Below are 25,870 nucleotides of genomic sequence, written 5' to 3' on the forward strand. Positions count from 1 at the left end.
TGCTCCAGCGTTTGATAACGCTGTAGTGATGGAACAAGGGCATCAGCGCTTGTTCTTGCCGGTTTGCCGGTCGCTACAAAATTTGCGGGAATAGCTCAGTTGGTAGAGCACGACCTTGCCAAGGTCGGGGTCGCGAGTTCGAGTCTCGTTTCCCGCTCCAAATAAAGAAACGCCGTTCATTTGAACGGCGTTTTTTTTCGTCTCGGTTTTAACCGCCACCTGCAGACGGCAGGACTGTTGTCAGCCCTGCGCGCCTGTAGCGCTTAATGCTTGCTGTCGTCGTCCGACATGCTCAGCAGCTGTTTTTCCTGATTCCAGTCGAAGGGCTCGTCATTCTGCTCGGCTTCGAAGCGGCGCTCTTCCAGTTCCTGGTACATGTCCAGCTCGTTCTCCGGCATGAAGTGCAGGCAGTCGCCGCCAAAGAACCACAGCAGGTCGCGCGGGACCAGGTGAGCGATTTGCGGGTAGCGCTGGATGACCTGGCAGATGATGTCCTGGCCAAGATAGGTGCTTTCCGGGTCGACCGGCAGTTGCAGCATCAGCTCGTCGAAGCGCTCCAGAAACAGCGCGTGGCTTTCTTCCGGTACCTGCTCGGCTTCGCCCAAGGCAACCAGGATGGTGCGCAGGTGGGTGAGCAGGGCGAGATGATATTCCAGGCGATCGGTAGCCATGCTGGCAATCCTCTTGAGCAAAAACGGGCGCGGGAGTATACGGCGCCCGGCGCCCGATGTCCCGGCTCTTAGCGAATCTTGCCGTCGGCCGGTAGCAGTTCCTCCTTGTTGAAGGCGTCCACATCGATCACCCGGCGGCGTGCCGTTTCAGCGGCATGCAGGCTTTGCGCCTCAACGGCTTGCAGCACGCCGGCATGCAGGGCAGCATCGATTACCGATTCGCCCGGGGCGGCGGCGACCTGGCCGCTCTTGAGTGCCTGCTGCAGCTTTTTGCGCAGCGGCTCGCTTGCGCTGAGTTGCTCGTAGGCCTGTTGCAGGGCCGCAACCGGGTCACCCTCAGCTTGCGGTCGGTAGCAACCGGCAAGCAGTTCTTCCAGGGCCGGGTCGCCCTTGGCGCGGCCAATCAGTTCGGCGATCTCGGCGTCCAGTTCATCGCTTGGCCCGCTGTGGCGGCGCCCGAACGGGAACACCACCAGGCGCAGGGCGCAACCGAGCAAGCGATTGGGGAAGTTGTCGAGCAGCCGGTCCAGGGCTTTTTCGGCTTGGCCGAGGCTTTCTTCCATGGCCCAGCGCAATAGCGGTTGCAGGTGCTCGGGCGAGTTCAGGTCGTGGTAACGCTTGAGTGCAGCCGAGCCCAGGTACAGGTGGCTGAGCACATCGCCCAGGCGCGCCGACAGGCGTTCGCGGCGTTTGAGTTCGCCGCCGAGCAGCATCATGCACAGGTCCGCGAGCAGGGCGAAGGCCGCCGCCTGACGGTTGAGGGCGCGGAAGTAACCCTGGCTCAAGGCATCGCCCGGGACTTTCTCGAAGTGACCCAGGCCCAGGCCGAGGACCAGGGTGCTGGCGGCGTTGCCCACGGCAAAGCCGATGTGCTGCATGAGCAGTTGGTCGAACTCCTTGAGTGCCTGGTCGTGGTCTTCGCGGCCGGCCAAAGCCATTTCCTTGAGCACGAACGGATGGCAGCGAATCGCGCCCTGGCCGAAGATCATCAGGTTGCGCGAGAGGATGTTGGCACCCTCGACGGTAATAAAGATCGGCACGCCTTGCCAGTTGCGCCCCAGGTAGTTGTTCGGGCCCATGATGATGCCCTTGCCGCCATGCACATCCATGGCGTGCTGGATGCACTCACGGCCGCGCTCGGTGAGGTGGTACTTGAGGATCGCCGAGAGCACCGAGGGTTTCTCGCCCAGGTCCACGGCCTTGGCGGTGAGCAGGCGCGCGCTGTCCATCAGGAAGGCGTTGCCGCCGATGCGCGCGAGGGATTCCTGGATACCTTCGAAGGCCGCCAGTGGCACATTGAACTGCTCACGGATACGCGCATATTGGCCGGTGACCAGGCTGGTGTATTTGGCCGCGCCCGTGCCCACTGCCGGCAGGGAGATCGAGCGGCCCACCGACAGGCAGTTCATCAGCATCATCCAGCCCTTGCCGAGCATGTCCTGGCCGCCGATGAGGAAGTCCAGCGGCACGAACACATCCTTGCCGCTGTTGGGGCCGTTCATGAACGCCGCGCCCAACGGCAGGTGGCGCTTGCCGATCTCGACGCCAGGGATGTCGGTGGGGATCAGTGCCAGGCTGATGCCCAGTTCTTCCTTGTCGCCCAGCAGGTGTTCGGGGTCGTAGGCCTTGAAGGCAAGACCCAGCAGGGTGGCGACAGGGCCGAGGGTGATGTAGCGCTTTTCCCAGTTGAGGCGCAGGCCGATGACTTCCTCGCCTTGCCACTGGCCTTTGCAGATGACGCCGGTATCGGGCATGGCGCCAGCATCGGAGCCGGCCAGCGGGCCGGTGAGGGCGAAGCAGGGGATCTCGTCACCACGGGCCAGGCGCGGCAGGTAGTGATTGCGCTGCTGGTCGGTACCATAGTGCAGTAGCAGTTCGGCCGGGCCGAGGGAGTTGGGCACCATGACTGTAGAGGCGAGGTCGCCGCTGCGGGTCGCCAGCTTCATCGCCACCTGCGAGTGGGCATAGGCCGAGAAACCCTTGCCGCCGTACTCCTTGGGGATGATCAAGGCGAAGAAGCCATGGCGCTTGATGTGCTCCCAGGCGGCGGGCGGCAGGTCCAGGTCCTGGCCGATCTGCCAGTCGCTGACCATGGCGCAGAGTGCTTCGGTGGGGCCATCGATAAAGGCCTGTTCTTCTTCAGTGAGTTCGGCCTTGGAATAGCCGAGCAGGGTGTTCCAGTCCGGGCGGCCGCTGAACAATTCGCCGTCCCACCACACGGTGCCGGCGTCGATGGCTTCGCGTTCGGTCTGCGACATCGGCGGCAGGGTGCGCTGGAACCAGCCGAACAACGGTGCGCTGAGCACGTTGCGGCGCAGGTCGGGGAGCAGCAGCGGGGCGGCCACGGCGGCCAGCAACAGCCAGAAGATCGTCAGCAACCAGACCGGTGAATGGCTGAAAATGCCCATCGCCAGCAGGTACAGGGCGACGATGCCCAATGCTGGTAAGGCGGCAATGCGACGGTGGGCCAGGTAAGCCACGCCGATCACCAGGACCACTAACCACAACAGCAACATAGGAAGTTCCTCCGTGAAACATCAGGGCATTTCGCCATCCATCGAAGCTTAGACCGCATCGGCTAAACGGCTTGCCTGAACAGTGACAGGACATGACCTCAGGAGTTCGCCTGAATGCCAGATGATTGCCAGCGTGATCGCCTGGAGTAGACTGGGCGACCCGTCAAACCAATAGGGATATGTCATGCTCAAGATCTGGGGTAGGAAGAACTCGACCAATGTCAGGAAAGCACTGTGGTGTGCCGAAGAGCTTGGCCTTGAGTATGAGTCGATAAATGCCGGGGGCGCCTTCGGCCTGGTCAATGACCCGCAATACCGGGCATTGAACCCCAACGGCCTGGTGCCGATGATCGAAGACGACGGCCTGGTGCTTTGGGAGTCCAATGCCATCGTTCGCTACCTGTGCGCGCAATACGGTAGCGCGTCGGGTTGGTATGAGACGGACGCGCGCAAGCGCGCCGAGGCGGACAAGTGGATGGACTGGGTCACCTCGTCGCTCGCCACGCCGTTTCGCCCCTTGTTCTGGGGCATGGTGCGCACGCCTGAAGAGCAGCGGGATTGGCTGGCAATCAACGCCGCGCACAAGACCTGCGCGCAGCTGCTTTCGATTGCAGATCAGGCCTTGGCCAATTCGCCGTATCTGTCCGGCGATACCCTGGGCATGGGCGACATTCCGCTGGGCTGTTTTGCGTATGCCTGGTTCGAGATGCCTATCGAGCGTCCCGAAATGCGTCACCTGCGCGCCTGGTATGAACGCTTGCGGGAGCGCCCGGCGTACCAGGCGGCAGTGATGACCGCACTGACCTGATCACTGTTGATCGGGCAACTACGGTCAATCTGATAGTTATTATCGATACACATGACTGTACTTGTCCGGTCTGCACAAGCACCATGGTCATATTCACTGCGGCCGGCCTTGCCCGGCCGCGTCTAGAACCTTCCACACTGGTACGCGACCCGCTATGAGTTCTGCTCTGTCCATAAGGCAGCTAACCAAAACCTACGGCAACGGTTTCCAGGCCCTCAAGGGTATTGACCTGGATGTCGCCGAAGGTGACTTCTTCGCCTTGCTCGGCCCCAATGGCGCCGGTAAATCCACCACCATCGGCATCCTCTCGACCCTGGTCAACAAGACCAGCGGCAGCGTGAATATTTTCGGTCACGACCTTGATCGTCAACCCGCCGCGCTCAAGCGTTGCATTGGCGTGGTGCCGCAGGAATTCAACTTCAACCAGTTCGAAAAGACCTTTGACATCGTCGTGACCCAGGCCGGTTACTACGGCATTCCGGCCAAGGTGGCCAAGGAGCGTGCCGAGCAGTACCTGACCCAGCTCGGCCTGTGGGACAAGCGCAATGCACCGTCGCGTGCGCTGTCCGGCGGCATGAAGCGCCGGTTGATGATCGCCCGCGCCCTGATTCACGAGCCGCGCCTGTTGATCCTCGACGAGCCCACCGCGGGCGTCGACATCGAGCTGCGCCGTTCGATGTGGAGTTTCCTTACCGAGCTCAACCAGAAAGGCATCACCATCATCCTCACCACCCATTACCTGGAAGAGGCTGAACAGTTGTGCCGCCACATCGGCATCATCGACCACGGCACCATCGTCGAGAACACCAGCATGCGTGCCTTGCTGAGCAAACTGCATGTCGAGACCTTCCTGCTCGACCTCAAGCAGGACTTGCCCCAGGCGCCACACTTGGTCGGTTATCCGTGCCGTCTGATCACCCCGCACACCCTGGAAGTGCAAGTGGACAAGGAAGTGGGCATCACCGCGCTGTTCGGCCAGCTGGCGCTGCAGAACATCGAGGTGCAGAGCCTGCGCAACAAGACCAATCGTCTCGAGGAGCTGTTCGTGTCCCTGGTTGAGAAAAACCTGGCAAAGGTGGCGGTATGAGTTCGGAACTGAGCGCCAACCTGGTCGCCCTCAATACCATCGTCTACCGCGAAGTACGCCGCTTCACCCGGATCTGGCCGCAGACCTTGCTGCCTCCGGCAATCACCATGGTTCTGTATTTCGTGATCTTCGGTAACCTGATTGGCCGGCAAATTGGCGACATGGGCGGTTTCACCTACATGGAGTACATCGTCCCGGGGCTGATCATGATGTCGGTGATCACCAACTCCTACGGCAACGTGGTGTCGAGCTTTTTCGGCAGTAAATTCCAGCGCTCGATCGAGGAGCTGATGGTGTCGCCGGTGTCGCCGCACACCATCCTCGTCGGCTACACCCTGGGCGGTGTATTGCGCGGCCTGGCGGTGGGGGTGATCGTCACGTTGCTGTCGTTGTTCTTCACCGACCTGCAGGTGCACCACCTGGGCGTGACCATTGTCGTGGTGCTGCTGACGGCGACGATCTTCTCGTTGCTGGGCTTCATCAATGCGGTGTTCGCACGCAACTTCGATGATATCTCGATCATCCCGACCTTCGTGCTGACGCCGCTGACCTACCTGGGCGGGGTGTTCTACTCGATTACCCTGCTGCCGCCGTTCTGGCAGACCGTGTCGATGGCCAACCCGGTGCTGCACATGGTCAACTCGTTCCGCTATGGCATTCTCGGCGTGTCGGATATCCGTATCGGCGTGGCCATCAGCTTCATGCTGGTCGCCACTGCGGTGCTGTATGTCGGTTGTACGCGCCTATTGGTCAGCGGGCGAGGAATGCGTACCTGATTGCTTGACCTTGCGCCGGCGCCACTGCCGGCCTACCCACCAGCGCCAGTAGAGCATGGTCAGGCAGTAGGCGAGGGCGCCGAGCAACACGCCACACACCACTGAACCGAGCAGGAACGGCTGCCACAAGGTCGACAGCTGGTCGGTGATCCATTCGAAGGTCAGTTCTTCGGGCAGGCTGCGTGGCGGAATCTGCATCAGCCAGGCGCCCATCTGGTAGGTGCAGAAGAACACCGGCGGCATGGTGATCGGGTTGGTCAGCCACACCAGGCTGACCGCGATCGGCAGGTTGCCGCGCACCATGATCGCCAGGCTGGCGGCCAGTAGCATCTGCATCGGAACCGGGATAAAGGCGGCGAACAGACCGACGGCCATGGCCCGCGCAACCGAATGCCGGTTGAGGTGCCAGAGGTTGGGGTCGTGCAACAGCCGGCCGAGAAAGCGTAAGGATTTGTGTTCCCTGATGCTGGTCGGATCGGGCATGTAGCGTTTGAAGAGACGACGCGGCATGTGGGGTCTCGGCAATCTGAAGGGTGCCAGTATGCACGGATTCTAAAAGTGCCTTATTCAGACTTTGTGACAATTATTTAGCGAGCGCTTGCCGTCACTGATCTAAGCCTCAGGAGGTGGTTCACTTCTGGAGCTTCAACCTTATGCGCACAGGGATGTTGGCGCTTGCGCTCGGGCTGATCAGTCTCGGGTTTCTACCGGCTTTGCCGTCTGTCTGGGGACTTGTCCTGCTGACAGTTGTCGGACTTTCCTGCTTGCCTTCGCGGCTCTGGCCAATCGGGTTGTTTCTGTTGGGGTTGAGCTGGGCCTGTGTCTCGGCGCAATCGGCGCTGGACCAGCGTCTGGCGGCAGAACTCGATGGCCGTACCTTGTGGATTGAAGGCCGGGTCACAGGCTTGCCGGAGCAGGGCGCGCGCTCGGTGCGCTTCGAGCTGAGCGCTGCCCACTCTCGCCGTGCGCAATTGCCCCGGCGAATACAGCTCAGCTGGTTTGGCGGGCCAGCGGTCAACAGCGGTGAGTTTTGGCGATTGGCCGTCAGCCTCAAACGCCCCTCCGGTTTGCTCAATCCTCATGGTCCCGATCAGGAAGCGAGCCTGTTGGCCCGGCGTATCGGTGCCACCGGCAGCGTCAAGGCCGGCGAGCGCCTGGCACCGGCGACAGCGGCCTGGCGCGATCACCTGCGCCAGCGCTTGTTGGCTGTGGATGCCCAAGGCCGGGAGGCGGCGCTGGCCGCGCTGGTACTGGGTGATGGCGGCGGGTTGGCGCGCGAAGACTGGCAGGCGTTGCAGGCAACCGGTACGGTGCACTTGCTGGTGATCTCTGGCCAGCATGTGGGGCTGCTGGCCGGGTTGGTGTATGCCTTGATTGCCGGGCTGGCGCGCCTTGGCTGGTGGCCGCCAAGGCTGCCCTGGTTGCCTTGTGCCTGTGCGCTGGCACTTGCCGCCGCACTGGTCTACGGCGTGTTGGCCGGTTTTCAGGTGCCGGTGCAGCGTGCCTGTGTGATGCTGGCCATGGTGCTGCTCTGGCGCCTGCGTTTTCGCCATCTGGGCGTTGGCTTGCCGCTGTTGCTGGCGATGAACGCGGTGTTGCTGTGGGAGCCGCTGGCCAGTTTGCAGCCGGGCTTCTGGTTATCGTTCGTGGCCGTGGCGATTCTGATCTTTACCTTCAGCGGCCGCCTTGGCGCCTGGAACCCGTGGCTGGCCTGGGGTCGCGCCCAGTGGTTGATCGCCATCGGCTTGTTGCCGGTGTTGCTCGCGCAAGGTTTGCCGGTGAGCTTGACGGCACCGCTGATCAACCTGCTGGCGGTGCCGTGGATCAGCCTTGCGGTGTTGCCGGCGGCGTTGCTCGGCACCCTGTTGCTGCCGGTGCCGTATCTGGGGGAGGGGCTGTTGTGGCTGGCCGGTGGCTTGCTCGACGGTTTGTTCCGGATGTTGGCAGAAGCCGCTGTCTGGCGCCCAGCCTGGCTGCCTGCGGCACTGCCTTTCTGGAGCTGGTTGCTGGTGTGCCTGGGGGCGTTCCTGCTGCTGTTGCCGCGCGGCTTGCCGATGCGCGCCCTCGGCTGGCCTTTGTTGCTGCTGGCGGCATTTGCGCCACAGGAGCGCGTACCCGAGGGCCAGGTGGAGGTCTGGCAACTGGATGTCGGCCAGGGGCTGGCGTTCATCTTGCGCACCCGTCACCACGCCATGCTCTATGACGCGGGCCCGGCCATGGGCGATTTCGATTTGGGCGAGCGGGTGGTGCTACCCAGCTTGCACAAGCTGGGCGTGCGCCAGCTCGACCTGATGCTGCTCAGCCACGCCGATGCCGACCACGCCGGCGGCGCTCGCGCCGTTCAGCGCGGTTTGCCGGTACTACGGGTGCTCAGTGGCGAAGCGTCGGCCTTGCCTGCTGTGCTACAAGCGCAATCTTGCGGTAGCGGCGAGGGTTGGCAGTGGGACGGGGTCAATTTTTCCCTCTGGCAATGGCATGACGCCGGTGATAGCAACCAGGATTCCTGTGTGTTGCTGGTCGAGGCGCAAGGCGAGAAGCTGCTGCTCACCGGTGATCTCGATGCCCGTGGCGAGCGGGCCTGGGTGCGGGATTGGCAGGCGGGCCAGGTCGATTGGCTGCAGTCGCCCCATCACGGCAGCCGCAGTTCCTCCAGTGAGGCGCTGTTGAGCGCAACCGCCCCGCGTGGCGTGCTGATCTCCCGGGGGCGCTACAACGCCTTCGGTCATCCTCACCCCGAGGTCATGGCGCGCTATCGGACGCACGGTATCCAGGCTTACGACAATGTCGAACACGGTGCGCTGCGCCTGCGCCTGGGGGCGTTCGGCGAGCCTGAAGGGCTGCGCGCCCAGCGGCGTTTCTGGCGTGAGCCGAGATGACGACCTTCGGCAGATGAGCCCCCTGGGGTCCTATGGTAAAGTGGCGGACTTTTTCGAGGGGATGCTTACTGTGTGGGAATTGGTCAAGTCCGGTGGCTGGATGATGCTGCCGATCATTCTGAGCTCCATCGCTGCCATGGCGATCGTCGCCGAGCGTCTCTGGACCCTGCGCGCCAGCCGGGTCACGCCACCGCATCTGCTGGGCCAGGTGTGGATGTGGATCAAGGACAAGCAGCTCACCAGTGACAAACTCAAGGCCCTGCGTGCCGATTCGCCACTGGGCGAGATCCTCGCTGCGGGCCTGGCCAACTCGCGCCATGGCCGCGAGATCATGAAGGAATGCATCGAAGAGGCCGCCGGCCGGGTCATTCATGAGCTGGAGCGCTACATCAATGCCCTGGGCACCATCGCCGCCATGGCGCCGCTGCTCGGCCTGCTCGGCACCGTGCTGGGCATGATCGATATCTTCAGTGCCTTCATGGGCACCGGCATGACCACCAACGCGGCGGTGTTGGCCGGTGGTATCTCCAAGGCGCTGATCACCACGGCGGCCGGCCTGATGGTTGGTATCCCGGCGGTGTTCTTCCACCGTTTCCTGCAGCGGCGCATCGATGAGCTGGTGGTCGGCATGGAGCAGGAGGCGATCAAGCTGGTCGAAGTGGTGCAGGGCGACCGTGATGTCGACCTGGCCGAGGGCAAGGCGTGAAATTCCGGCGCAAGCCACGGGAGACCGTGGACATCAACCTGGCCTCGCTGATCGATGTGGTGTTCATCCTGCTGCTGTTCTTCGTGGTCACCACCACCTTCACCCGCGAAACCCAGTTGCGCGTCGAGCTGCCGGAATCGGTCAGCGGCGCGCCGGCACCGGATTCCGAGCTCAAGCAGCTGGACATCACCATCAGCGCCGATGGCGTCTACTCGGTGAACAACCATCTGTTGCCCAAGAGCGACCTGGCGACCCTGACCGAAGCCCTGCAGCAGGAATCCGCAGGTGACACCAAACTGCCGTTGTCGATCAGCGCCGACGGCAAGACCCCGCATCAGGCGGTGGTGACTGCCATGGATGCGGCCGGCAAGCTCGGTTTCAGCCAGTTGCGCATGACCACGGTCGAGGCGGCTCAGGGGACGCCCTGATGGCAATTGCCGATCGCCTGCTCGATGCCTGGTACGCCGGGCATCCTGCCCTGGCCCTGCTGCGTCCGCTTGAAGCCCTGTATCGCCGCGTGGTGCTGGGCAAGCGCGCGCGCTTTCTCAGTGGTGAAAGCCAGCGTTACCGCGCGCCGGTACCGGTGATTGTGGTGGGCAACATCACCGTCGGCGGAACCGGCAAGACCCCGATGATTCTCTGGTTGATCGAGCATTGCCGTCAGCGCGGCCTGCGCGTCGGCGTGGTCAGCCGCGGTTATGGTGCCAAGCCACCGCAGTTGCCTTGGCGCGTGCGTGCCGAGCAGGGCGCGGCCGAGGCGGGCGATGAGCCTTTGCTGATCGTCCAGCGCAGCGGCGTGCCGCTGATGATCGACCCGGACCGCTCGCGCGCCGTACAGGCGTTGCTGGCCAGCGAGACGCTGGACCTGATCCTTTGTGACGATGGCATGCAGCACTACCGCCTGGCGCGCGATCTGGAGCTGGTGCTGATCGATGCCGCCCGCGGCCTGGGTAATCGCCGCTGCCTGCCAGCCGGCCCCTTGCGCGAGCCGGTGGAGCGCCTGCAGGAAGTAGACGCGGTGCTTTACAATGGCGCCACGGCCGACCGGGAAGACGGTTTTGCCTTTGCCCTGCAGCCTACCGCGCTGGTCAACCTGCGCAGCGGCGAGCGTCACCGTCTCGACTATTTCCCTCCTGGCCAGGCCCTGCATGCGGTGGCCGGCATTGGCAACCCGCAACGTTTCTTCAACACCCTGCAGGGGCTAAACTGGCAGCCTGTGCCACACCCTTTTGCCGATCATGCCGAGTACAGCGGCCAGGCCCTGAGCTTCACGCCTGCGTTGCCTGTGGTCATGACCGAGAAGGACGCGGTCAAATGCCGCGCCTTTGCTGCTGACGACTGGTGGTACCTTGCGGTCGATGCTGTGCCTTCGCCGGGCTTCCAGGCCTGGATCGATGCCCAGCTCGCTCGCTTGCTGCCCGGGTCGCAGCCCTCCTGATTCGTTTCTTTTCCGGCCATTGGCCCGAGGAATTTCCATGGACACCAAACTGCTCGATATTCTTGCCTGCCCGATCACCAAAGGCCCACTCAAGCTCAGCGCCGACAAGACCGAGCTGATCAGCAAGGGCGCCGGTCTTGCCTACCCGATCCGCGATGGCATCCCGGTAATGCTTGAAAGCGAAGCGCGCACCCTGACCGATGACGAGCGTCTGGACAAATGAGCCTGGCCTTTACCGTTGTGATTCCGGCGCGGCTCCGGTCGACCCGCTTGCCGGGCAAGCCGTTGCTGACGATTGCCGGCAAGCCGATGATCCAGCATGTCTGGGAACAGGCGTGCAAAAGCAGCGCCAGCCGCGTGGTGATCGCTACCGATGACGCGGGTATTTTCAAAGCCTGTGAGGCCTTCGGCGCCGAAGTGCTGATGACCCGCGAAGACCATGACTCCGGTACCGACCGCCTGGCCGAAGTGGCTGCCAAGCTGGGCCTGACCGCCGATGCCATCGTGGTCAATGTTCAGGGGGACGAGCCGCTGATCCCGCCGGTGATCATTGATCAGGTGGCGGCCAACCTGGCGGCCCATCCTGAAGCGGGCATCGCCACCCTGGCCGAACCGATCAGCGACATCGAAGCGCTGTTCAACCCCAATGCGGTCAAGGTGGTCAGCGATTGCAACGGTCTGGCCCTGACCTTCAGCCGTGCCCCGTTGCCGTGGGCGCGTGATGCCTTTGCCCACAGTCGTGAGCAAATGCCGCAAGACGTGCCGTACCGCCGTCACATCGGCATGTACGCCTACCGCGCTGGCTTCCTGCAGGATTTCGTCGCCTGGGGCCCGTGCTGGCTGGAGAGGACCGAAGCGCTGGAGCAGTTGCGCGCGCTCTGGCATGGCGTGCGTATTCACGTCGCCGATGCCATCGATGCGCCGCCCGTGGGCGTCGACACCCCTGAAGACCTGGAGCGCGTGCGGCGCTTGCTGGAGGCCTGATGCGGGTACTGTTCGTGTGCCTGGGCAATATCTGCCGTTCACCCACCGCCGAAGGCGTGTTGCGTCACCAGTTACAGGCTGAGGGCCTGGGCGAATTGATCGAGGTGGCTTCGGCCGGTACCGGTGACTGGCATGTCGGCAAGCAACCCGATACCCGTACCTGTCGTACCGCCCGCATACGTGGCTATGACTTGTCGCAGCAGCGTGCGCAACAGGTCAAGGCCGCGCACTTCAATGAATGCGACCTGATCCTGGCCATGGACAAGAGCAATCTTGGCCATCTGCGGGCAATGCAGCCTGCCGGGTCAAAAGCCGAGCTGGACTTGTTCCTGCGTCGCTATGACGGTGCGCTGGATGAGGTGCCGGATCCTTACTACGGCGCCGAAGAGGATTTCGAGCAGGTCCTGGACCTGATCGAAGTCGCCTGTCGCCGATTGGTCATCGAACTCAAGGGCCGTCTATGAGCGGGCAGTGGCAGCAACACGTATCGCTCAAGCCGTACAACACCTTCGGCATTGACGTGAAGGCCCGCTATTTCACTGAAGTCCATAGCGACGATGAGGTGCGCCAGGCCTTGGCCCGGGCGAGTGAGCAGGGCGTACCGGTGCTGGTGGTCGGCGGTGGCAGCAACCTGCTGCTGACTGGCGATATCCAGGCGTTGGTTATGCGCATGGCCAGTCGTGGCCTGCGCATCCTGTCTGACGACGGTGAGCGGGTAGTGGTCGAGGCCGAAGCCGGTGAGCCCTGGCATCCGTTCGTGCAGTGGAGCTTGGCCCAGGGCCTGGCCGGGCTGGAAAACCTCAGCCTGATCCCGGGCACGGTCGGCGCCGCGCCGATGCAGAACATTGGTGCCTATGGCGTCGAGATCAAGGATGTGTTCGCCGGGCTCACCGCGCTGGATCGCGAGACTGGCGAGTTGCGCGATTTCAGCCTGGAAGAATGCGCCTTTGCCTACCGTGACAGCCTGTTCAAGCGTCATCCGGGCCGCTGGTTGATTCTGCGGGTGCGCTTTGCCTTGAGTCGGGTTATGCACGCGCACCTGGAGTACGGTCCGGTGCGGCAGCGCCTGAGCGAGCAGGGCGTCAGTCAGCCGACTGCGCAGAATGTCAGCGATGCGATCTGCAGCATTCGCCGCGAGAAGCTGCCCGACCCGCTCGAACTGGGCAATGCCGGGAGCTTCTTCAAGAACCCGGTGGTGGCTGCGGTGCTGGCCGAAAAGATCCGCTTGCAGTACCCGGGGCTGGTGGCTTATCCACAGGCTGATGGTCAGTTCAAACTGGCTGCGGGCTGGTTGATCGAGCAGGCTGGCTGGAAGGGGCATCGCGAAGGCGATGCCGGGGTGCACCGCTTGCAGTCGCTGGTGTTGGTCAACTATGGCCAGGCTAGCGGTGTGCAGTTGCATCAACTGGCGCAGAAAATCCAGGCCGACATCCTTGAGCGTTTCGGGGTCGAGCTGGAAATGGAGCCGAATCTGTACTGATTTGTGCTGTCCTTGTGGAAGCTGGCGTTGCCAGCGATCGAGCCCGAAGGGGTCGTAGGCTGTGCTGGCCCTATTGCCGGCAAAGCCGGCTGCCACAGGTGATCCGCTTTCCTGCAGGCAATAAAAAAGCCCCGCCAGTTACCTGGCGGGGCTTTTTTTCAGCCTGGATAATCAGACGAGCGGTTTGTGCTCTTCTGTGGTTTCCAGTTTCTCCTCGACCACTTCTTCAGCCGGTGCAGCAGGCGCCTCTTCAGCGACCACGGCAGCGCTGGCTTCGGCGGCGGCCGCTGCAGCGGCGGCTGCGGCAGCTTCGGCTTCACGCTTGCGACGGCGTACTTCACGTGGATCGTTCGGGGCGCGACCACTGCTGGTCAGGGCGCTGGCCGGTGCTTCAACAGCAGGTGCCGGCGCTTCGACCGGTGCTGGCTCGACAACGGGCGCAGGCGCTTCGACTGCTTCGGCAACGACTACCGGTTCAGCCACAACCGGTGCCTGCACTGCAGGCTCTGGCTCGACTGCAGCAACCGGCTCGACCGCTTCAACTGGTGCAGGCACGGATGCTTCGACCACTGGAGCGATGCTGGCTTCGATGGCCTGCGGCGCTTCGACCGGGGCAGTGAACGGTTGTTCGACAACCGGTGCGGCAGCGACTTCAGCAGCCTGGACGGTTTCAACCACTTCGGCGACTTCAGTGACTTCAACCACTGGCTGGGCAGCTTCGACAGCGACGGTTTCGCTGGCAGCGACTTCAACAACGGCCTGCTCTTCGACAGCAGCAGTGGCGCGTTCGGCCTGCTGGTTGGCTTCGGCTTCGGCAGCGGCGCTGATGTTGCTGGTGGCAACAGCGGCGGTCACGGCCAGGCCGGCGGCCAGTTCAGCGCCCAGCTCGGTGGCTTGAGGCTGCTCTTCGCTGCCTTCTTCCGAGCCTTCTACCAGGTTGCCGTTGGCATCGCGTTGACGCTCGCGACGGTTGCTGCGACGACGCTGGCCACGGGAGCGGCGGCGAGGGCGTTCGCCTTCGGTGCCTTCCTGGTTGTCATCTTGCAGCAGCTCTTCGTTCGGCAGTTGTTCATCAGCCGCTTCTGCAGCCTGTTCGGCTGGGCGAGGCTGACGCTCTTCACGCGGCGGACGCGGTTGACGCTCTTCACGTGGTGCGCGCTCTTCACGCGGAGCACGTTCTTCGCGCGGGGCGCGCTCTTCACGTGGGGCGCGTTCTTCGCGTGGTGCACGTTCTTCACGAGGCTGACGCTCTTCACGCGGGGCGCGCTCGGGGCGCTCTTCGCGTACGGCCGGGGCGACGGCGTCCAGTGGCTCGCGCAGTTCGCGGACCGGACGCTCCTCGCGGGAGCGGCGTTCTTCACGTGGTGCGCGTGGTTGGCGCTCTTCACGCGGCTGGCGTGGTGCGCGCTCTTCACGGGCAGGGGCTTCTTCGCGAGCTTCGCGTGGCTGACGCTCCTCACGCGGGGCGCGCTCGGCACGCTCTTCACGCGGCTTGCGCTCTTCGTCGCGGCGGCCGTTGCGGTTGCGGCTCTGCTGACGACCGTTGCGACGCTCTTCGTTGCGCTGCGGGCGTTCGCTGGCAGGTTTCTCGGCAACTGCAGGGGCGGCGGCGGCAGGTTCGTCCTTGCCGGCGAACAGGCTGACCAGCGACTTCACCAGGCCTTTGAACAGGCTTGGTTCAGGTGCGTGCACCGGGGCAGCCACTGGCGCGGCAGCTTCGGTCGGCACCGGGGCGTTGGCGCGCGCCGGGGCAGTCTTGACCGCGGCTTCCTGGCGTACCAGGGTGCGGGTGGCGGCAGCCGGTTGGACTTCTTCGGTCTCGGCGGCAGCGATTTCGTAGCTGGACTGGCCGCTCAGGGCTTCCGGGCTGTCGTCGCGCAGGCGCTGGACTTCGAAATGCGGGGTTTCCAGGTGATCGTTCGGCAGGATGACGATACGGGCCCGGGTGCGCAGCTCGATCTTGGTGATCGAATTGCGTTTTTCGTTGAGCAGGAAGGCGGCAACCGGAATCGGCACTTGGGCGCGGACTTCGGCGGTGCGGTCTTTCAGGGCTTCTTCTTCGATCAGGCGCAGGATTGCCAGCGACAGCGATTCGACGTCACGGATGATGCCGGTACCGCTGCAGCGTGGGCAGACGATGCCGCTGCTTTCGCCGAGCGAAGGGCGCAGGCGCTGACGGGACATTTCCAGCAGGCCGAAGCGCGAGATGCGGCCAACCTGTACGCGGGCACGGTCGGCTTCCAGGCATTCGCGGACTTTTTCTTCCACGGCGCGCTGGTTCTTGGCTGGGGTCATGTCGATGAAGTCGATCACGATCAGGCCGCCGATGTCGCGCAGGCGCAGCTGGCGGGCGATTTCCTCAGCCGCTTCCAGGTTGGTCTGCAGGGCGGTTTCCTCGATGTCGCTGCCTTTGGTGGCGCGCGCCGAGTTGATGTCGATGGAGACCAGGGCTTCAGTCGGGTCGATGACGATCGAGCCGCCGGACGGCAGGTCGACGACGCGCTGGAAGGCGGTCTCGATCTGGCTTTCGATCTGGAAGCGGTTGAACAGCGGCACGCTGTCTTCGTACAGCTTGATCTTGCTGGCGTACTGCGGCATCACCTGGCGAATGAAGGTCAGGGCTTCTTCCTGGGCGTCGATGCTGTCGATCAGTACTTCGCCGATGTCCTGGCGCAGGTAGTCGCGGATCGCGCGGATGATGACGTTGCTTTCCTGGTAGATCAGGAATGGCGCGGCGCGGTCCTGGGACGCTTCCTTGATCGCGGTCCACAGCTGCAGCAGGTAGTCGAGGTCCCATTGCATTTCTTCGCTGCTGCGGCCAAGGCCGGCAGTGCGCACGATCAGGCCCATGTCGGCAGGGGCGACCAGGCCGTTGAGGGCTTCGCGCAGTTCGTTGCGCTCTTCGCCTTCGATGCGGCGGGAGATGCCACCGGCACGCGGGTTGTTCGGCATCAGTACCAGGTAGCGACCGGCCAGGCTGATGAAGGTGGTCAGGGCCGCGCCCTTGTTGCCGCGCTCTTCTTTCTCGACCTGGACGATGACTTCCTGGCCTTCGCTGAGCACTTCCTTGATGTTCACCCGGCCTTCGGGCGACTTCTTGAAGTATTCGCGGGAGATTTCCTTCAGCGGCAGAAAGCCGTGACGCTCGGAGCCGAAGTCGACGAAAGCGGCTTCCAGGCTGGGTTCGATCCGGGTGATCCGGCCTTTGTAGATGTTGGCCTTCTTCTGCTCACGCGCGCCGGACTCGATGTCCAGGTCGTAGAGACGTTGGCCGTCCACCAGAGCTACACGCAACTCTTCGGGTTGAGTCGCGTTAATCAGCATTCTTTTCATGTAATACCGTCGGTTTCCGGGCTGCCGGAAACGGCGTTCGGCACACACGACTTCTCACGGTCTGTGTCAGGTGCGCAAGGAGTGGCGGGCCACCCCCGTGTCCAGCAACTTTCGAGTCCGACTGGTCACCCAGTACTGCCGAAGTCGCGACGACGCGTCCTGCTTGCTGTGGTGTCAAATGCACTCAGTCAGGAGGAGGAATCAGCCTTCGGCCGTGGACGCCCGTGGGGCATCTTGATCAAGACCGGGTCCGGTCGCCTGGCCAATAGGCCGGTGGACTGGACGCAGTACTACACGGTCCGACGGTTGTGCATCTCCACCCTACACGTATCCCTGATAATTCGGGTGCTGCCGCGCGCTGAATCCGCAACGGGTTGCATTTTCGCCAGCTCCATACGGGAGCCCGCGCCTTTTATGTCCAAGGCTGGTATTTCCGAAGCCGTCGCCATGACTGCGTGAAATTGACGGCACTGACAGAGTGGCAGCGAAAAAAACGTGGGGGAGGGTGAAATACCGCTCTTGTAGTTTTTTATCGGTCTTCTCTGCACGGCGCTGGTGGCGATTCCAGGCATTTCTGTAAACTGGCGAAAGCCCCGTCGGACGGCCTCGCGTCCTCGAGAATTGCGTCGGTCAGGGCCGGCTGTAAGCCGTGAGTCCGCTGGCCAGCCGCTTTTGGCGGCGTTCGCGACTATAGCAGCAATCATTAAGTGCTTCAAATCCATAAAAAATTGTTATGATTGGCAAATGACGACTAATGCCCCTCCGACCTCCGGCGTCCAGCTGATCGAGGTCGCGCCGGAACTTGCCGGCCAACGAATCGATAATTTCCTCATCACTGCACTCAAGGGTGTTCCCAAGACCTTGATTTACCGCATTTTGCGCAAAGGCGAAGTGCGTGTGAACAAGGGCCGGATCAAGCCCGAGTACAAGTTGCAGGCCGGTGACATCGTGCGCGTGCCGCCCGTTCGTCTACCCGAACGTGACGAACCGGTGCCGGTGGCCCAGGGTTTGCTTCAGCGCCTTGAAGCGGCGATTGTCTACGAAGACAAGGCTCTGATTGTGCTCAACAAACCGGCCGGTATTGCCGTGCACGGTGGTAGTGGCCTGAATTTCGGTGTGATCGAAGCCTTTCGTCAGATGCGTCCCGACGCCAAGGAGCTGGAGCTGGTCCACCGCCTCGATCGCGATACCTCTGGCCTGTTGATGATTGCCAAGAAGCGCAGCATGTTGCGTCACCTGCACGCCGCCCTGCGTGGTGATGGCGTCGACAAGCGCTACATGGCGCTGGTTCGCGGTCACTGGGCCACCGCCAAGAAGCAGGTCAATGCGCCCTTGCTCAAGAGCAATCTGCGCTCCGGCGAGCGCATGGTCGAGGTCAATGACGAGGGCAAGGAGGCGCTGACGATCTTCCGTGTGCTGCGCCGTTTCGGCGAGTTCGCCACGATCGTCGAGGCGCGGCCGATCACCGGGCGTACCCACCAGATTCGCGTGCATGCCCTGCATGCCGGGCATTGCATTGCCGGCGACAGCAAGTATGGCGATGAAGATTTCACCCGCGAGATTCGCGACCTTGGTGGCAAGCGCCTGTTCCTGCATGCCTACGCCCTGACCGTGCCGTTGCCCGATGGCGGCGAGCTCAAGCTTGAGGCGCCGGTGGATGAAATGTGGGCCAAGACCGTGGAGCGCCTGAGTGCAGCGTGATTACGATCTGCTGATCTTCGACTGGGACGGCACCCTGGCCGACTCCATCGGTCGCATCGTCGAGGCCATGCACCTGGCCGCCGGTCGCGCGGGCTATGCCGCCTGCGATGACGAGGCGGTCAAGGGTATAATTGGCCTGGCGTTGCCAGAAGCCATCAGTGTGTTGTATCCGCAGCTCGATGCGGGGCAGGTGGCGCAGTTCCGCCAGCACTATGCTGACGTGTACATGGCCCTGGATGACCAGCCTTCGCCGCTGTTCGAAGGTGTGGTGGAGTCGCTGGAGGCGTTCCGTGCCGAGGGCTATCGCCTGGCGGTGGCCACCGGCAAGGCGCGTCGCGGTCTCGATCGTGTGCTGCGCGCCAATGGCTGGGAGGGCTACTTCGACATCACCCGGGCGGCCGACGAGAGTCGCGGCAAACCGCACCCGCAGATGCTCGAGGAGATCCTTGCTCATTGCCAGGTCGAACCGCAGCGAGCGTTGATGGTTGGAGATTCATCATTCGACCTGTTGATGGCCAGCAATGCTGGCATGCATTCGGTAGCGGTTGGTTACGGCGCCATGTCGCTGGAGGCCTTGAGTGCCTTTGGGCCGCAGCTGTGTATTGATCATTTTTCTCAGTTGCAGGCCTGGCTTAGCCAATCGCCTGTGGCAGCAGATTCCAGGGTAGGTGAGCATGACTGACGAGTGGAAGGCGCCCAGCGCCGAAGACAACGAAGAGCGCAAGAGCTGGAAGCTGCTGGAGAAAACCCTCCTGGCTGGTGTTCAGGAGCAGCGTCGGGCGCGGCGCTGGGGGATTTTCTTCAAGCTGATGGGCTTTGTGTACCTGTTCGGCATCCTTGCCTTGTTCACGCCTTTGATGGACATGGACAAAGCGGCCTCGCGCAGCGTCAGCCACACCGCGCTGGTCGAGGTGCGCGGCTTGATTGCCGATCAGGAGCCCGCTAGCGCTGACAACGTCGTCGGTGGCTTGCGCGAGGCGTTCAAGGATCCGAAAACCAAGGCGGTGGTCCTGCGCATCAATAGTCCGGGTGGCAGCCCGGTGCAGTCAGGGTACATCTACGACGAAATTCGCCGCCTGCGCGCAGAGTACCCAGCCATCAAGCTGTATGCGGTAATCAGTGACCTGGGCGCTTCCGGTGCCTACTACATTGCCAGTGCCGCTGATCAGATCTATGCCGACAAGGCCAGCCTGGTTGGCTCCATCGGTGTGACGGCGGCCGGCTACGGCTTTGTCGGCACCATGGAGAAGCTCGGTGTCGAGCGTCGTACCTACACCGCTGGCGAGCACAAGGCCTTCCTTGATCCGTTCCAGCCGCAAAAGCCTGAAGAGACGGCGTTCTGGCAGGGCGTGCTGGAAACCACGCACAAGCAGTTCATCGCCAGTGTCAAGCAGGGTCGCGGCGAGCGCCTCAAGGACAAGGAGCATCCTGAGCTGTTCAGTGGCCTGATCTGGTCGGGTGAGCAGGCGCTGGCCCTGGGGCTGGTGGATGGTCTGGGCAGTGCCGGTTACGTGGCGCGTGAAGTGGTAGGGGAGAAGGAGCTGGTCGACTTCACTGTCGAAGAGTCGCCGTTCGATCGCTTCTCCAAGCGCCTGGGTGCCAGTGTTGCCGAGCGCCTGGCCATGTGGATGGGCTTTCAGGGGCCATCGCTGCGCTGATTGTATTGCCTGATGAAAAGCCGGCCCTTGGAGGCCGGCTTTTTTGTGCTCGCGGTATCAGGGCAAGCTCACGCCTTCAGCCAGCAGCATATCCACCAGGCGAATCAGCGGCAGGCCGATCAGGCTGGTGGCATCCACCCCGTGGGTGCTCTGGAACAGGCTCACGCCCAGGCCTTCGGCCTTGAAGCTGCCGGCGCAGTCGTAGGGCTGTTCGGCGCGCAGGTAGCGTTCGATGCGCTTCAGGTCCAGCTCGCGCATGTTTACCGTGAAGGGTACGCAGTCGACCTGGCAGTGGCCGGTAGTGCTGTTGAGCAGCGCCAGGCCGGTGAGAAAGCTCACATGATTGCCGCTGGCGGCCAGCAGCTGCTCGCAGGCGCGCTCGAAGGTGTGTGGTTTGCCGAGGATCTGCTCGCCCAGCACTGCCACCTGGTCAGAGCCGATGATCAGGTGCCCGGGATGGCTGTCGGCCAGGGTCAGGGCTTTTTCCCGGGCCAGGCGCTTGACCAGGTCAAGGGCGGGTTCCTCGGGCAGGCGCTGTTCGTCGATATCCGGGGCGGCGCAGCTGAAAGGCAGGCGCAGGCGCTCGAGCAGTTCGCGCCGGTAAGGTGAGCTGGAAGCCAGTAATAAAGGCAGCATGATAGACTCCTGGGCAGGTGAAACGATTCTAACATGCTGAACGGAGCCGAATTTCCTTTGACAGGGGCGGGGGTCATCCCTAGAATGCTGCGCCTATGTTGAATGACCCGATTCCACCTCACGTTGACCCGCGCAAATTGGCCGATCGTGGTGTTTCCCTCGAAGGAACACTGCAGCTCGCCGATTTGGAGAGACTCTGCGACCCGCTTTCCGACACTGTCGGTACGGTGCAGGCTAAATTCGATTTTGAGCGCGACGAGCAGAAGGCTGTGGTTATCCACACCGACCTGAGCGTCGAGGTCAAGATGGTTTGCCAGCGTTGTCTTGAGCTGGTCACCCTGCCGATCCACAGCGAATGTACTTACGCCGTGGTGAAGGAGGGTGCGAATACCCAGTCGTTGCCGAAAGGTTATGACGTGCTGGAACTGGGCGAAGATCCTTTGGATCTGCAGGCCTTGGTCGAGGAAGAGCTTCTGCTCGCCTTGCCTATCGTGCCTGCTCATCATCCGGAAGAATGCCAGCAGCCGGCGGGCGCCGATGAGCCCGAACCGAGCAAGGACGAGGTAACACGGTCCAACCCGTTCAGTGTATTGGCGCAGTTAAAGCGTGACCCAAACGTTTAGGAGTTAATCAATTATGGCTGTTCAGCAGAACAAAAAATCCCGCTCTGCCCGTGACATGCGCCGTTCGCACGACGCCCTCTCGGAAAACGCTCTGTCCGTAGAGAAAACCACTGGTGAAGTGCACCTGCGTCACCACGTATCGCCAGAAGGCGTATACCGTGGTCGTAAAGTGATCGACAAGGGCGCTGACGAGTAATCCTTGTCCGCTCAGATCATCGCGATTGACGCAATGGGCGGGGACTTCGGTCCCCGCAGCATTGTTCAGGCGAGTATTGCTTGCCTGTCGGCTACCCCCTCGCTGCACCTGACCCTCGTCGGTCAACCCTCCCTCCTTGAAGATCTAGTCGCTGGCCAGTCGGCAGCGGATCGCGCGCGCCTGCAGATCGTGGCCGCCAGCGAGGTGATCGGCATGGATGAGCGGCCGTCCCAGGCGTTGCGCGGCAAGCCCGATTCGTCCATGCGCGTGGCCCTGGAACTATTGCGTGATGGCAAGGTTCAAGCCTGCGTGAGTGCCGGCAACACCGGTGCGCTGATGGCGCTGTCGCGCTATGTATTGAAAACCCTGCCCGGCATCGACCGCCCGGCCATGGTTGCCGCCATTCCCACCCAGACCGGTTATTGCCAGTTGCTCGACCTGGGCGCCAATGTCGACTGCAGCGCGGAAAACCTCTACCAGTTCGCCGTGATGGGCTCGGTGGCCGCCCAGGCCCTGGGGATCTCCCGGCCGCGTGTGGCCTTGCTCAACGTCGGTACCGAAGACATCAAGGGCAACCAGCAGGTCAAGCTTGCCGCGAACTTGCTGCAGAACGCCCGTGGGCTGAACTACATCGGCTTTGTCGAAGGTGACGGGTTGTACCGTGGCGAAGCGGATGTGGTGGTGTGCGACGGCTTTGTCGGCAATATCCTGCTCAAGTCCAGCGAAGGCCTGGCGACCATGATCGGTTCGCGCATCGAGGCCCTGTTCAAGGGCGGGTTCGGTGCGCGCCTGGCCGGTGCCGTGGCCATGCCGCTGCTGCGCCGCCTACAGGCTGACCTGGCGCCGGCGCGACATAATGGCGCAAGCTTCCTTGGCCTGCAGGGCATCGTCATCAAAAGTCATGGCTCTGCCGGTGTACAGGGCTTTCAGAGCGCCATCCAGCGCGCGCTGATCGAGATCCAGGAGAACCTGCCGCAACGCTTGCACGGCCGCCTGGAAGACCTGTTGCTTTAGGTATATGCCTCAGGAAGTGGTTAAATGTGACCGCTTGGTCCTCGTTACCATCCAACTCTTCAGTTTCTTGTGCTCAGCCTGGTGCTGGGCGCTTTATTTCCGACGACAAGATCACTAGGGGCTTGTTCAATGTCTGCATCCCTCGCATTCGTCTTTCCCGGTCAAGGTTCGCAGTCCCTCGGCATGCTTGCCGAGTTGGGTGCCCAGTATCCGCTGGTCATTGATACCTTCCGTGAGGCCTCCGAGGCTCTGGGCTATGACCTCTGGGCGTTGACCCAGGCCGGTCCGGAAGAGCAACTCAACCAAACCGACAAAACCCAACCGGCCATTCTCACTGCCTCGATCGCCTTGTGGCGCTTGTGGCTGGCAGAGGGCGGTGCGCGTCCGGCGTTCGTTTCCGGTCACAGCCTGGGCGAATACAGCGCCCTGGTCGCCGCTGGCAGCCTGAGCCTGGGTGACGCTGTGAGGCTGGTCAAGCGTCGCGGCGAACTCATGCAGGAGGCCGTGCCGGCCGGGCAGGGCGCCATGGCGGCGATCCTCGGCCTGGACGATGCTGTCGTCGTGGGTATCTGCGCAGAAGCTGCCCAGGGCGAAGTGGTCAGTGCGGTGAACTTCAACTCGCCAGGTCAGGTAGTCATCGCCGGTGCCAAGGCCGCCGTTGAGCGTGCCATGGAAGCCTGTAAGGCTGCTGGCGCCAAGCGCGCACTGCCACTGCCGGTCAGCGTGCCGTCGCACTGCGAGCTGATGCGCCCGGCTGCCGAGCGCTTTGCCGAATCGGTCAATGCCATCGACTGGCAGGCCCCGCAGATCCCGGTGGTGCAGAACGTCAGCGCTGCCGTTGCGGCTGATCTCGATACCCTCAAGCGCGACCTGCTGGAGCAGCTGTACAAGCCGGTCCGCTGGGTCGAGTGCGTGCAGACCCTGGCTGCCAAAGGCGCGGTAAACCTGGTCGAGTGCGGCCCGGGCAAGGTTCTGGCCGGCCTGAACAAGCGCTGCGCCGACGGCGTCAACACCTCTAACCTCAATACCCCGGATGCTTTCGCCGCGACGCTCGCGGCGCAGGCCTGATTTAGGAGAAGCTTGCATGAGCCTGCAAGGTAAAGTTGCCCTGGTTACCGGCGCCAGCCGTGGTATCGGCCAGGCTATCGCCCTGGAACTGGGCCGTCTGGGCGCTACCGTGATTGGTACCGCCACCTCCGCTTCGGGCGCCGAGCGTATCGCCGCGACCCTCAAGGAGCACGGCATCACCGGTACCGGCCTTGAGCTGAACGTGACCAGCGACGAGTCGGTCACCGCTACCCTGGCCAAGATCCAAGAGCAGTTCGGTGCGCCGACCATCTTGGTCAACAACGCCGGTATCACCCGCGACAACCTCATGCTGCGCATGAAGGACGACGAGTGGTTCGACGTCATCGACACCAACCTGAACAGCCTCTACCGTCTGTCCAAGGGCGTGCTGCGCGGCATGACCAAGGCACGCTGGGGTCGTATCATCAGCATCGGCTCGGTGGTCGGTGCCATGGGTAACGTCGGCCAGGTCAACTACGCCGCCGCCAAGGCCGGTCTGGAAGGTTTCAGCCGCGCCCTGGCGCGTGAAGTCGGCTCCCGTGCGATCACCGTCAACTCGGTGACCCCGGGCTTCATCGACACCGACATGACCCGCGAGCTGCCTGAAGCTCAGCGTGAAGCGCTGCAGATCCAGATCCCCCTGGGGCGTCTGGGCCAGGCTCAGGAAATTGCCAATGTGGTAGCTTTCCTGGCCTCTGAAGGTGCAGGCTATGTGACCGGCGCGACCATCCCGGTCAACGGCGGCATGTACATGTAAAATCGGATGTGACGGATTGCTTCAAAAAAATGTCATACGAGCTGTCTAAAATCCGTTATAAAGCTGCAACCAGATTCTAGTCGGTTGGCAGGTGTGGTCTTGCAAGGCGTGTTGCGCTTGAAAAGCAGACGTCTTTCTATACACTTACACACCGGCCAGCTGCCTGACATATGTCCATTAGGAGTGAAAACAAGGTATGAGCACCATCGAAGAACGCGTCAAGAAAATCGTCGCCGAGCAACTGGGCGTTAAAGAAGAAGAAGTGAAGAACGAATCTTCCTTCGTCGAAGATCTGGGTGCCGATTCCCTTGACACTGTTGAGCTGGTGATGGCTCTGGAAGAGGAATTCGAGACCGAAATCCCTGACGAAGAAGCCGAGAAGATCACTACTGTTCAAGCTGCTATCGACTACGTCAACAGCCACCAGGCTTAAGACGTTGTAGTCGTCGCTTCTTGTCATGGAAAAACCGCACTGCCTTTGCCGGCGTGCGGTTTTTTCTTTACAAGAGATGTAGTCAATTGAATAAGGAGAGTGCTGTGTCGCGTAGACGCGTCGTGGTCACCGGTATGGGTATGCTGTCGCCACTGGGTACGGATGTGCCGAGCAGTTGGCAGGGCATTCTGGCTGGCCGCAGTGGCATAGGTCTGATCGAGCATACTGACCTGTCTGCCTACTCCACCCGTTTTGGCGGCTCGGTAAAGGGCTTTGAAGTCGAGCAGTACCTGTCGGTCAAGGAAGCCCGCAAGCTCGATCTGTTCATTCAGTACGGCCTGGCTGCCGGTTTTCAGGCGGTGCGTAATGCCGGCCTGGAAGTAACCGATGCCAACCGCGAGCGCATTGGCGTGGCCATGGGCTCGGGTATCGGTGGCCTGACCAATATCGAAGAAACCAGCCGGACCTTGCATGACCAGGGCCCGCGGCGTATTTCGCCATTCTTCGTACCGGGTTCGATCATCAACATGATTTCCGGTTTCCTGTCGATCCACTTGGGGGTACAGGGGCCTAACTACGCTATTTCCACTGCGTGCACCACGGGTACCCACTGTATCGGCATGGCCGCGCGCAACATCGCCTTCGGTGAAGCCGACGTGATGATTGCCGGCGGTGCGGAGATGGCCGCCTGTGGTCTGGGCATGGGCGGTTTCGGTGCGTCGCGGGCGCTGTCGACCCGCAATGACGACCCGACCCGTGCCAGCCGTCCGTGGGACAAGGGGCGTGACGGTTTCGTGCTCGCTGACGGTGCCGGTGCGCTGGTGCTCGAAGAGCTCGAGCACGCCAAGGCGCGCGGCGCAACCATCTATGCCGAGCTGGTTGGTTTCGGCATGAGCGGTGACGCCTACCACATGACCTCGCCGCCAGAAGACGGCAGCGGGGCTGCGCGCTGCATGGCCAACGCCCTGCGCGATGCCGGCCTGAATGCCAGCGACGTTGATTACATCAACGCCCACGGTACCTCGACGCCAGCCGGCGACCTGGCTGAAGCGTCGGCGATCAAGTCGGTGTTCGGCGAGCACGCCTACACGCTGGCGGGCAGCTCGACC

26 protein-coding genes and 1 tRNA gene are annotated in these 25,870 nt (G+C 62.6%); 22 read left to right on the plus strand and 5 right to left on the minus strand.

Translation table 11 applies throughout. The features are described from left to right. Positions 1-84 precede the first annotated feature (84 nt). Positions 85-160: transfer RNA gene (locus UW3_RS0114385), tRNA-Gly, on the plus strand. 103 nt (positions 161-263) lie between these two features. Here the strand turns inward: UW3_RS0114385 and UW3_RS0114390 are convergent. Beyond that, positions 264-671: a PA2817 family protein gene (locus tag UW3_RS0114390; RefSeq protein ID WP_010223202.1), complete on the minus strand. Its 408-nt coding sequence runs from the start codon at positions 669-671 to the stop codon at positions 264-266. A gap of 68 nt (positions 672-739) precedes the next feature. Continuing rightward, on the minus strand, positions 740-3,187 hold the full coding sequence (locus tag UW3_RS0114395) for an acyl-CoA dehydrogenase (RefSeq protein WP_010223203.1): 2,448 nt from the start codon (positions 3,185-3,187) through the stop codon (positions 740-742). Between the two features lie 184 nt (positions 3,188-3,371). Between UW3_RS0114395 and UW3_RS0114400 the strand changes: the two genes are divergently transcribed. The 3 genes from UW3_RS0114400 to UW3_RS0114410 all read left to right on the plus strand — a co-directional run bounded on the left by UW3_RS0114400 (position 3,372) and on the right by UW3_RS0114410 (position 5,858). After that, a complete protein-coding gene (locus UW3_RS0114400; protein WP_010223204.1) occupies positions 3,372-3,995 on the plus strand; it encodes a glutathione S-transferase in 624 nt (207 codons plus the stop codon). 154 nt (positions 3,996-4,149) lie between these two features. Then, positions 4,150-5,082, plus strand: coding sequence for an ABC transporter ATP-binding protein (locus tag UW3_RS0114405; RefSeq protein WP_010223205.1), 933 nt, complete (start codon positions 4,150-4,152; stop codon positions 5,080-5,082). Beyond that, positions 5,079-5,858, plus strand: a complete 780-nt coding sequence (locus tag UW3_RS0114410; protein WP_010223206.1) for an ABC transporter permease — start codon at positions 5,079-5,081, stop codon at positions 5,856-5,858. The genes UW3_RS0114405 and UW3_RS0114410 overlap by 4 nt, the downstream gene beginning before the upstream one ends. On the opposite strand, the gene UW3_RS0114415 is transcribed toward UW3_RS0114410, so the two are convergent. Then, positions 5,826-6,368 carry a DUF2062 domain-containing protein gene (locus UW3_RS0114415; protein WP_010223207.1) on the minus strand — a complete coding sequence of 181 codons (543 nt, stop codon included), beginning with the start codon at positions 6,366-6,368 and terminating at the stop codon, positions 5,826-5,828. The two genes, UW3_RS0114410 and UW3_RS0114415, sit on opposite strands and share 33 nt — an antisense overlap. 143 nt (positions 6,369-6,511) lie before the next feature. Between UW3_RS0114415 and UW3_RS0114420 the strand changes: the two genes are divergently transcribed. From UW3_RS0114420 to murB, 8 genes are all read left to right on the plus strand, one after another. Further along, entirely contained in the window at positions 6,512-8,734 is a 2,223-nt protein-coding gene (locus UW3_RS0114420) for a DNA internalization-related competence protein ComEC/Rec2 (RefSeq protein WP_010223208.1), read from the plus strand. Positions 8,735-8,804: 70 nt separating this feature from the next. Then, positions 8,805-9,440, plus strand: a complete 636-nt coding sequence (locus UW3_RS0114425; protein WP_010223209.1) for a MotA/TolQ/ExbB proton channel family protein — start codon at positions 8,805-8,807, stop codon at positions 9,438-9,440. Further along, a complete protein-coding gene (locus UW3_RS0114430; protein ID WP_010223210.1) occupies positions 9,437-9,868 on the plus strand; it encodes an ExbD/TolR family protein in 432 nt (143 codons plus the stop codon). The genes UW3_RS0114425 and UW3_RS0114430 overlap by 4 nt, the downstream gene beginning before the upstream one ends. Further along, positions 9,868-10,878, plus strand: a complete 1,011-nt coding sequence (lpxK, locus tag UW3_RS0114435; protein ID WP_010223211.1) for a tetraacyldisaccharide 4'-kinase — start codon at positions 9,868-9,870, stop codon at positions 10,876-10,878. The genes UW3_RS0114430 and lpxK overlap by 1 nt, the downstream gene beginning before the upstream one ends. 37 nt (positions 10,879-10,915) lie before the next feature. Continuing rightward, a complete protein-coding gene (locus UW3_RS0114440) occupies positions 10,916-11,101 on the plus strand; it encodes a Trm112 family protein (protein WP_003247142.1) in 186 nt (61 codons plus the stop codon). Continuing rightward, a complete protein-coding gene (gene kdsB, locus UW3_RS0114445; protein WP_010223212.1) occupies positions 11,098-11,862 on the plus strand; it encodes a 3-deoxy-manno-octulosonate cytidylyltransferase in 765 nt (254 codons plus the stop codon). Before UW3_RS0114440 ends, kdsB begins: the two co-directional genes overlap by 4 nt. Beyond that, a complete protein-coding gene (locus UW3_RS0114450) occupies positions 11,862-12,326 on the plus strand; it encodes a low molecular weight protein-tyrosine-phosphatase (protein WP_010223213.1) in 465 nt (154 codons plus the stop codon). Before kdsB ends, UW3_RS0114450 begins: the two co-directional genes overlap by 1 nt. Beyond that, on the plus strand, positions 12,323-13,342 hold the full coding sequence (gene murB / locus UW3_RS0114455) for a UDP-N-acetylmuramate dehydrogenase (protein ID WP_010223214.1): 1,020 nt from the start codon (positions 12,323-12,325) through the stop codon (positions 13,340-13,342). The genes UW3_RS0114450 and murB overlap by 4 nt, the downstream gene beginning before the upstream one ends. Positions 13,343-13,513: 171 nt before the next feature. On the opposite strand, the gene rne is transcribed toward murB, so the two are convergent. Continuing rightward, positions 13,514-16,675 (minus strand): ribonuclease E, encoded by a 3,162-nt coding sequence (gene rne / locus UW3_RS0114460; protein ID WP_081492796.1) that lies wholly within the window; start codon positions 16,673-16,675, stop codon positions 13,514-13,516. Positions 16,676-17,419: 744 nt separating this feature from the next. Here rne and rluC point away from each other — a divergent pair. The 3 genes from rluC to UW3_RS0114475 are packed head-to-tail and all read left to right on the plus strand — an operon-like array spanning position 17,420 to position 20,034. Further along, entirely contained in the window at positions 17,420-18,376 is a 957-nt protein-coding gene (rluC, locus tag UW3_RS0114465) for a 23S rRNA pseudouridine(955/2504/2580) synthase RluC (protein ID WP_010223216.1), read from the plus strand. Beyond that, positions 18,366-19,058, plus strand: coding sequence for an HAD family hydrolase (locus UW3_RS0114470; protein WP_010223217.1), 693 nt, complete (start codon positions 18,366-18,368; stop codon positions 19,056-19,058). Before rluC ends, UW3_RS0114470 begins: the two co-directional genes overlap by 11 nt. Then, a complete protein-coding gene (locus UW3_RS0114475) occupies positions 19,051-20,034 on the plus strand; it encodes a S49 family peptidase (protein ID WP_010223218.1) in 984 nt (327 codons plus the stop codon). Before UW3_RS0114470 ends, UW3_RS0114475 begins: the two co-directional genes overlap by 8 nt. 57 nt (positions 20,035-20,091) lie before the next feature. Here UW3_RS0114475 and UW3_RS0114480 read toward each other — a convergent pair whose 3' ends face one another. Continuing rightward, entirely contained in the window at positions 20,092-20,670 is a 579-nt protein-coding gene (locus UW3_RS0114480; protein WP_010223219.1) for a Maf family protein, read from the minus strand. A 95-nt stretch (positions 20,671-20,765) separates the two neighbouring features. Between UW3_RS0114480 and UW3_RS0114485 the strand changes: the two genes are divergently transcribed. The 7 genes from UW3_RS0114485 to fabF form a co-directional block, all read left to right on the plus strand. Beyond that, positions 20,766-21,293, plus strand: a complete 528-nt coding sequence (locus tag UW3_RS0114485; protein ID WP_010223220.1) for a YceD family protein — start codon at positions 20,766-20,768, stop codon at positions 21,291-21,293. 13 nt (positions 21,294-21,306) lie between these two features. Continuing rightward, on the plus strand, positions 21,307-21,489 hold the full coding sequence (gene rpmF, locus UW3_RS0114490) for a 50S ribosomal protein L32 (RefSeq protein WP_010223221.1): 183 nt from the start codon (positions 21,307-21,309) through the stop codon (positions 21,487-21,489). Between the two features lie 3 nt (positions 21,490-21,492). Beyond that, positions 21,493-22,503 (plus strand): phosphate acyltransferase PlsX, encoded by a 1,011-nt coding sequence (gene plsX, locus UW3_RS0114495; RefSeq protein ID WP_081492797.1) that lies wholly within the window; start codon positions 21,493-21,495, stop codon positions 22,501-22,503. A 129-nt stretch (positions 22,504-22,632) separates the two neighbouring features. Then, positions 22,633-23,571, plus strand: coding sequence for an ACP S-malonyltransferase (fabD, locus tag UW3_RS0114500; protein WP_026001331.1), 939 nt, complete (start codon positions 22,633-22,635; stop codon positions 23,569-23,571). A 16-nt stretch (positions 23,572-23,587) separates the two neighbouring features. Continuing rightward, on the plus strand, positions 23,588-24,328 hold the full coding sequence (gene fabG / locus UW3_RS0114505) for a 3-oxoacyl-ACP reductase FabG (protein WP_010223224.1): 741 nt from the start codon (positions 23,588-23,590) through the stop codon (positions 24,326-24,328). Between the two features lie 196 nt (positions 24,329-24,524). Beyond that, positions 24,525-24,761, plus strand: a complete 237-nt coding sequence (acpP, locus tag UW3_RS0114510; protein WP_010223225.1) for an acyl carrier protein — start codon at positions 24,525-24,527, stop codon at positions 24,759-24,761. Positions 24,762-24,865: 104 nt separating this feature from the next. After that, a partial coding sequence (gene fabF, locus UW3_RS27010; protein ID WP_010223226.1) for a beta-ketoacyl-ACP synthase II occupies positions 24,866-25,870 on the plus strand: 1,005 nt, incomplete at its 3' end.

The organism is Pseudomonas donghuensis, from assembly GCF_000259195.1.
Classification (GTDB): domain Bacteria; phylum Pseudomonadota; class Gammaproteobacteria; order Pseudomonadales; family Pseudomonadaceae; genus Aquipseudomonas; species Aquipseudomonas donghuensis.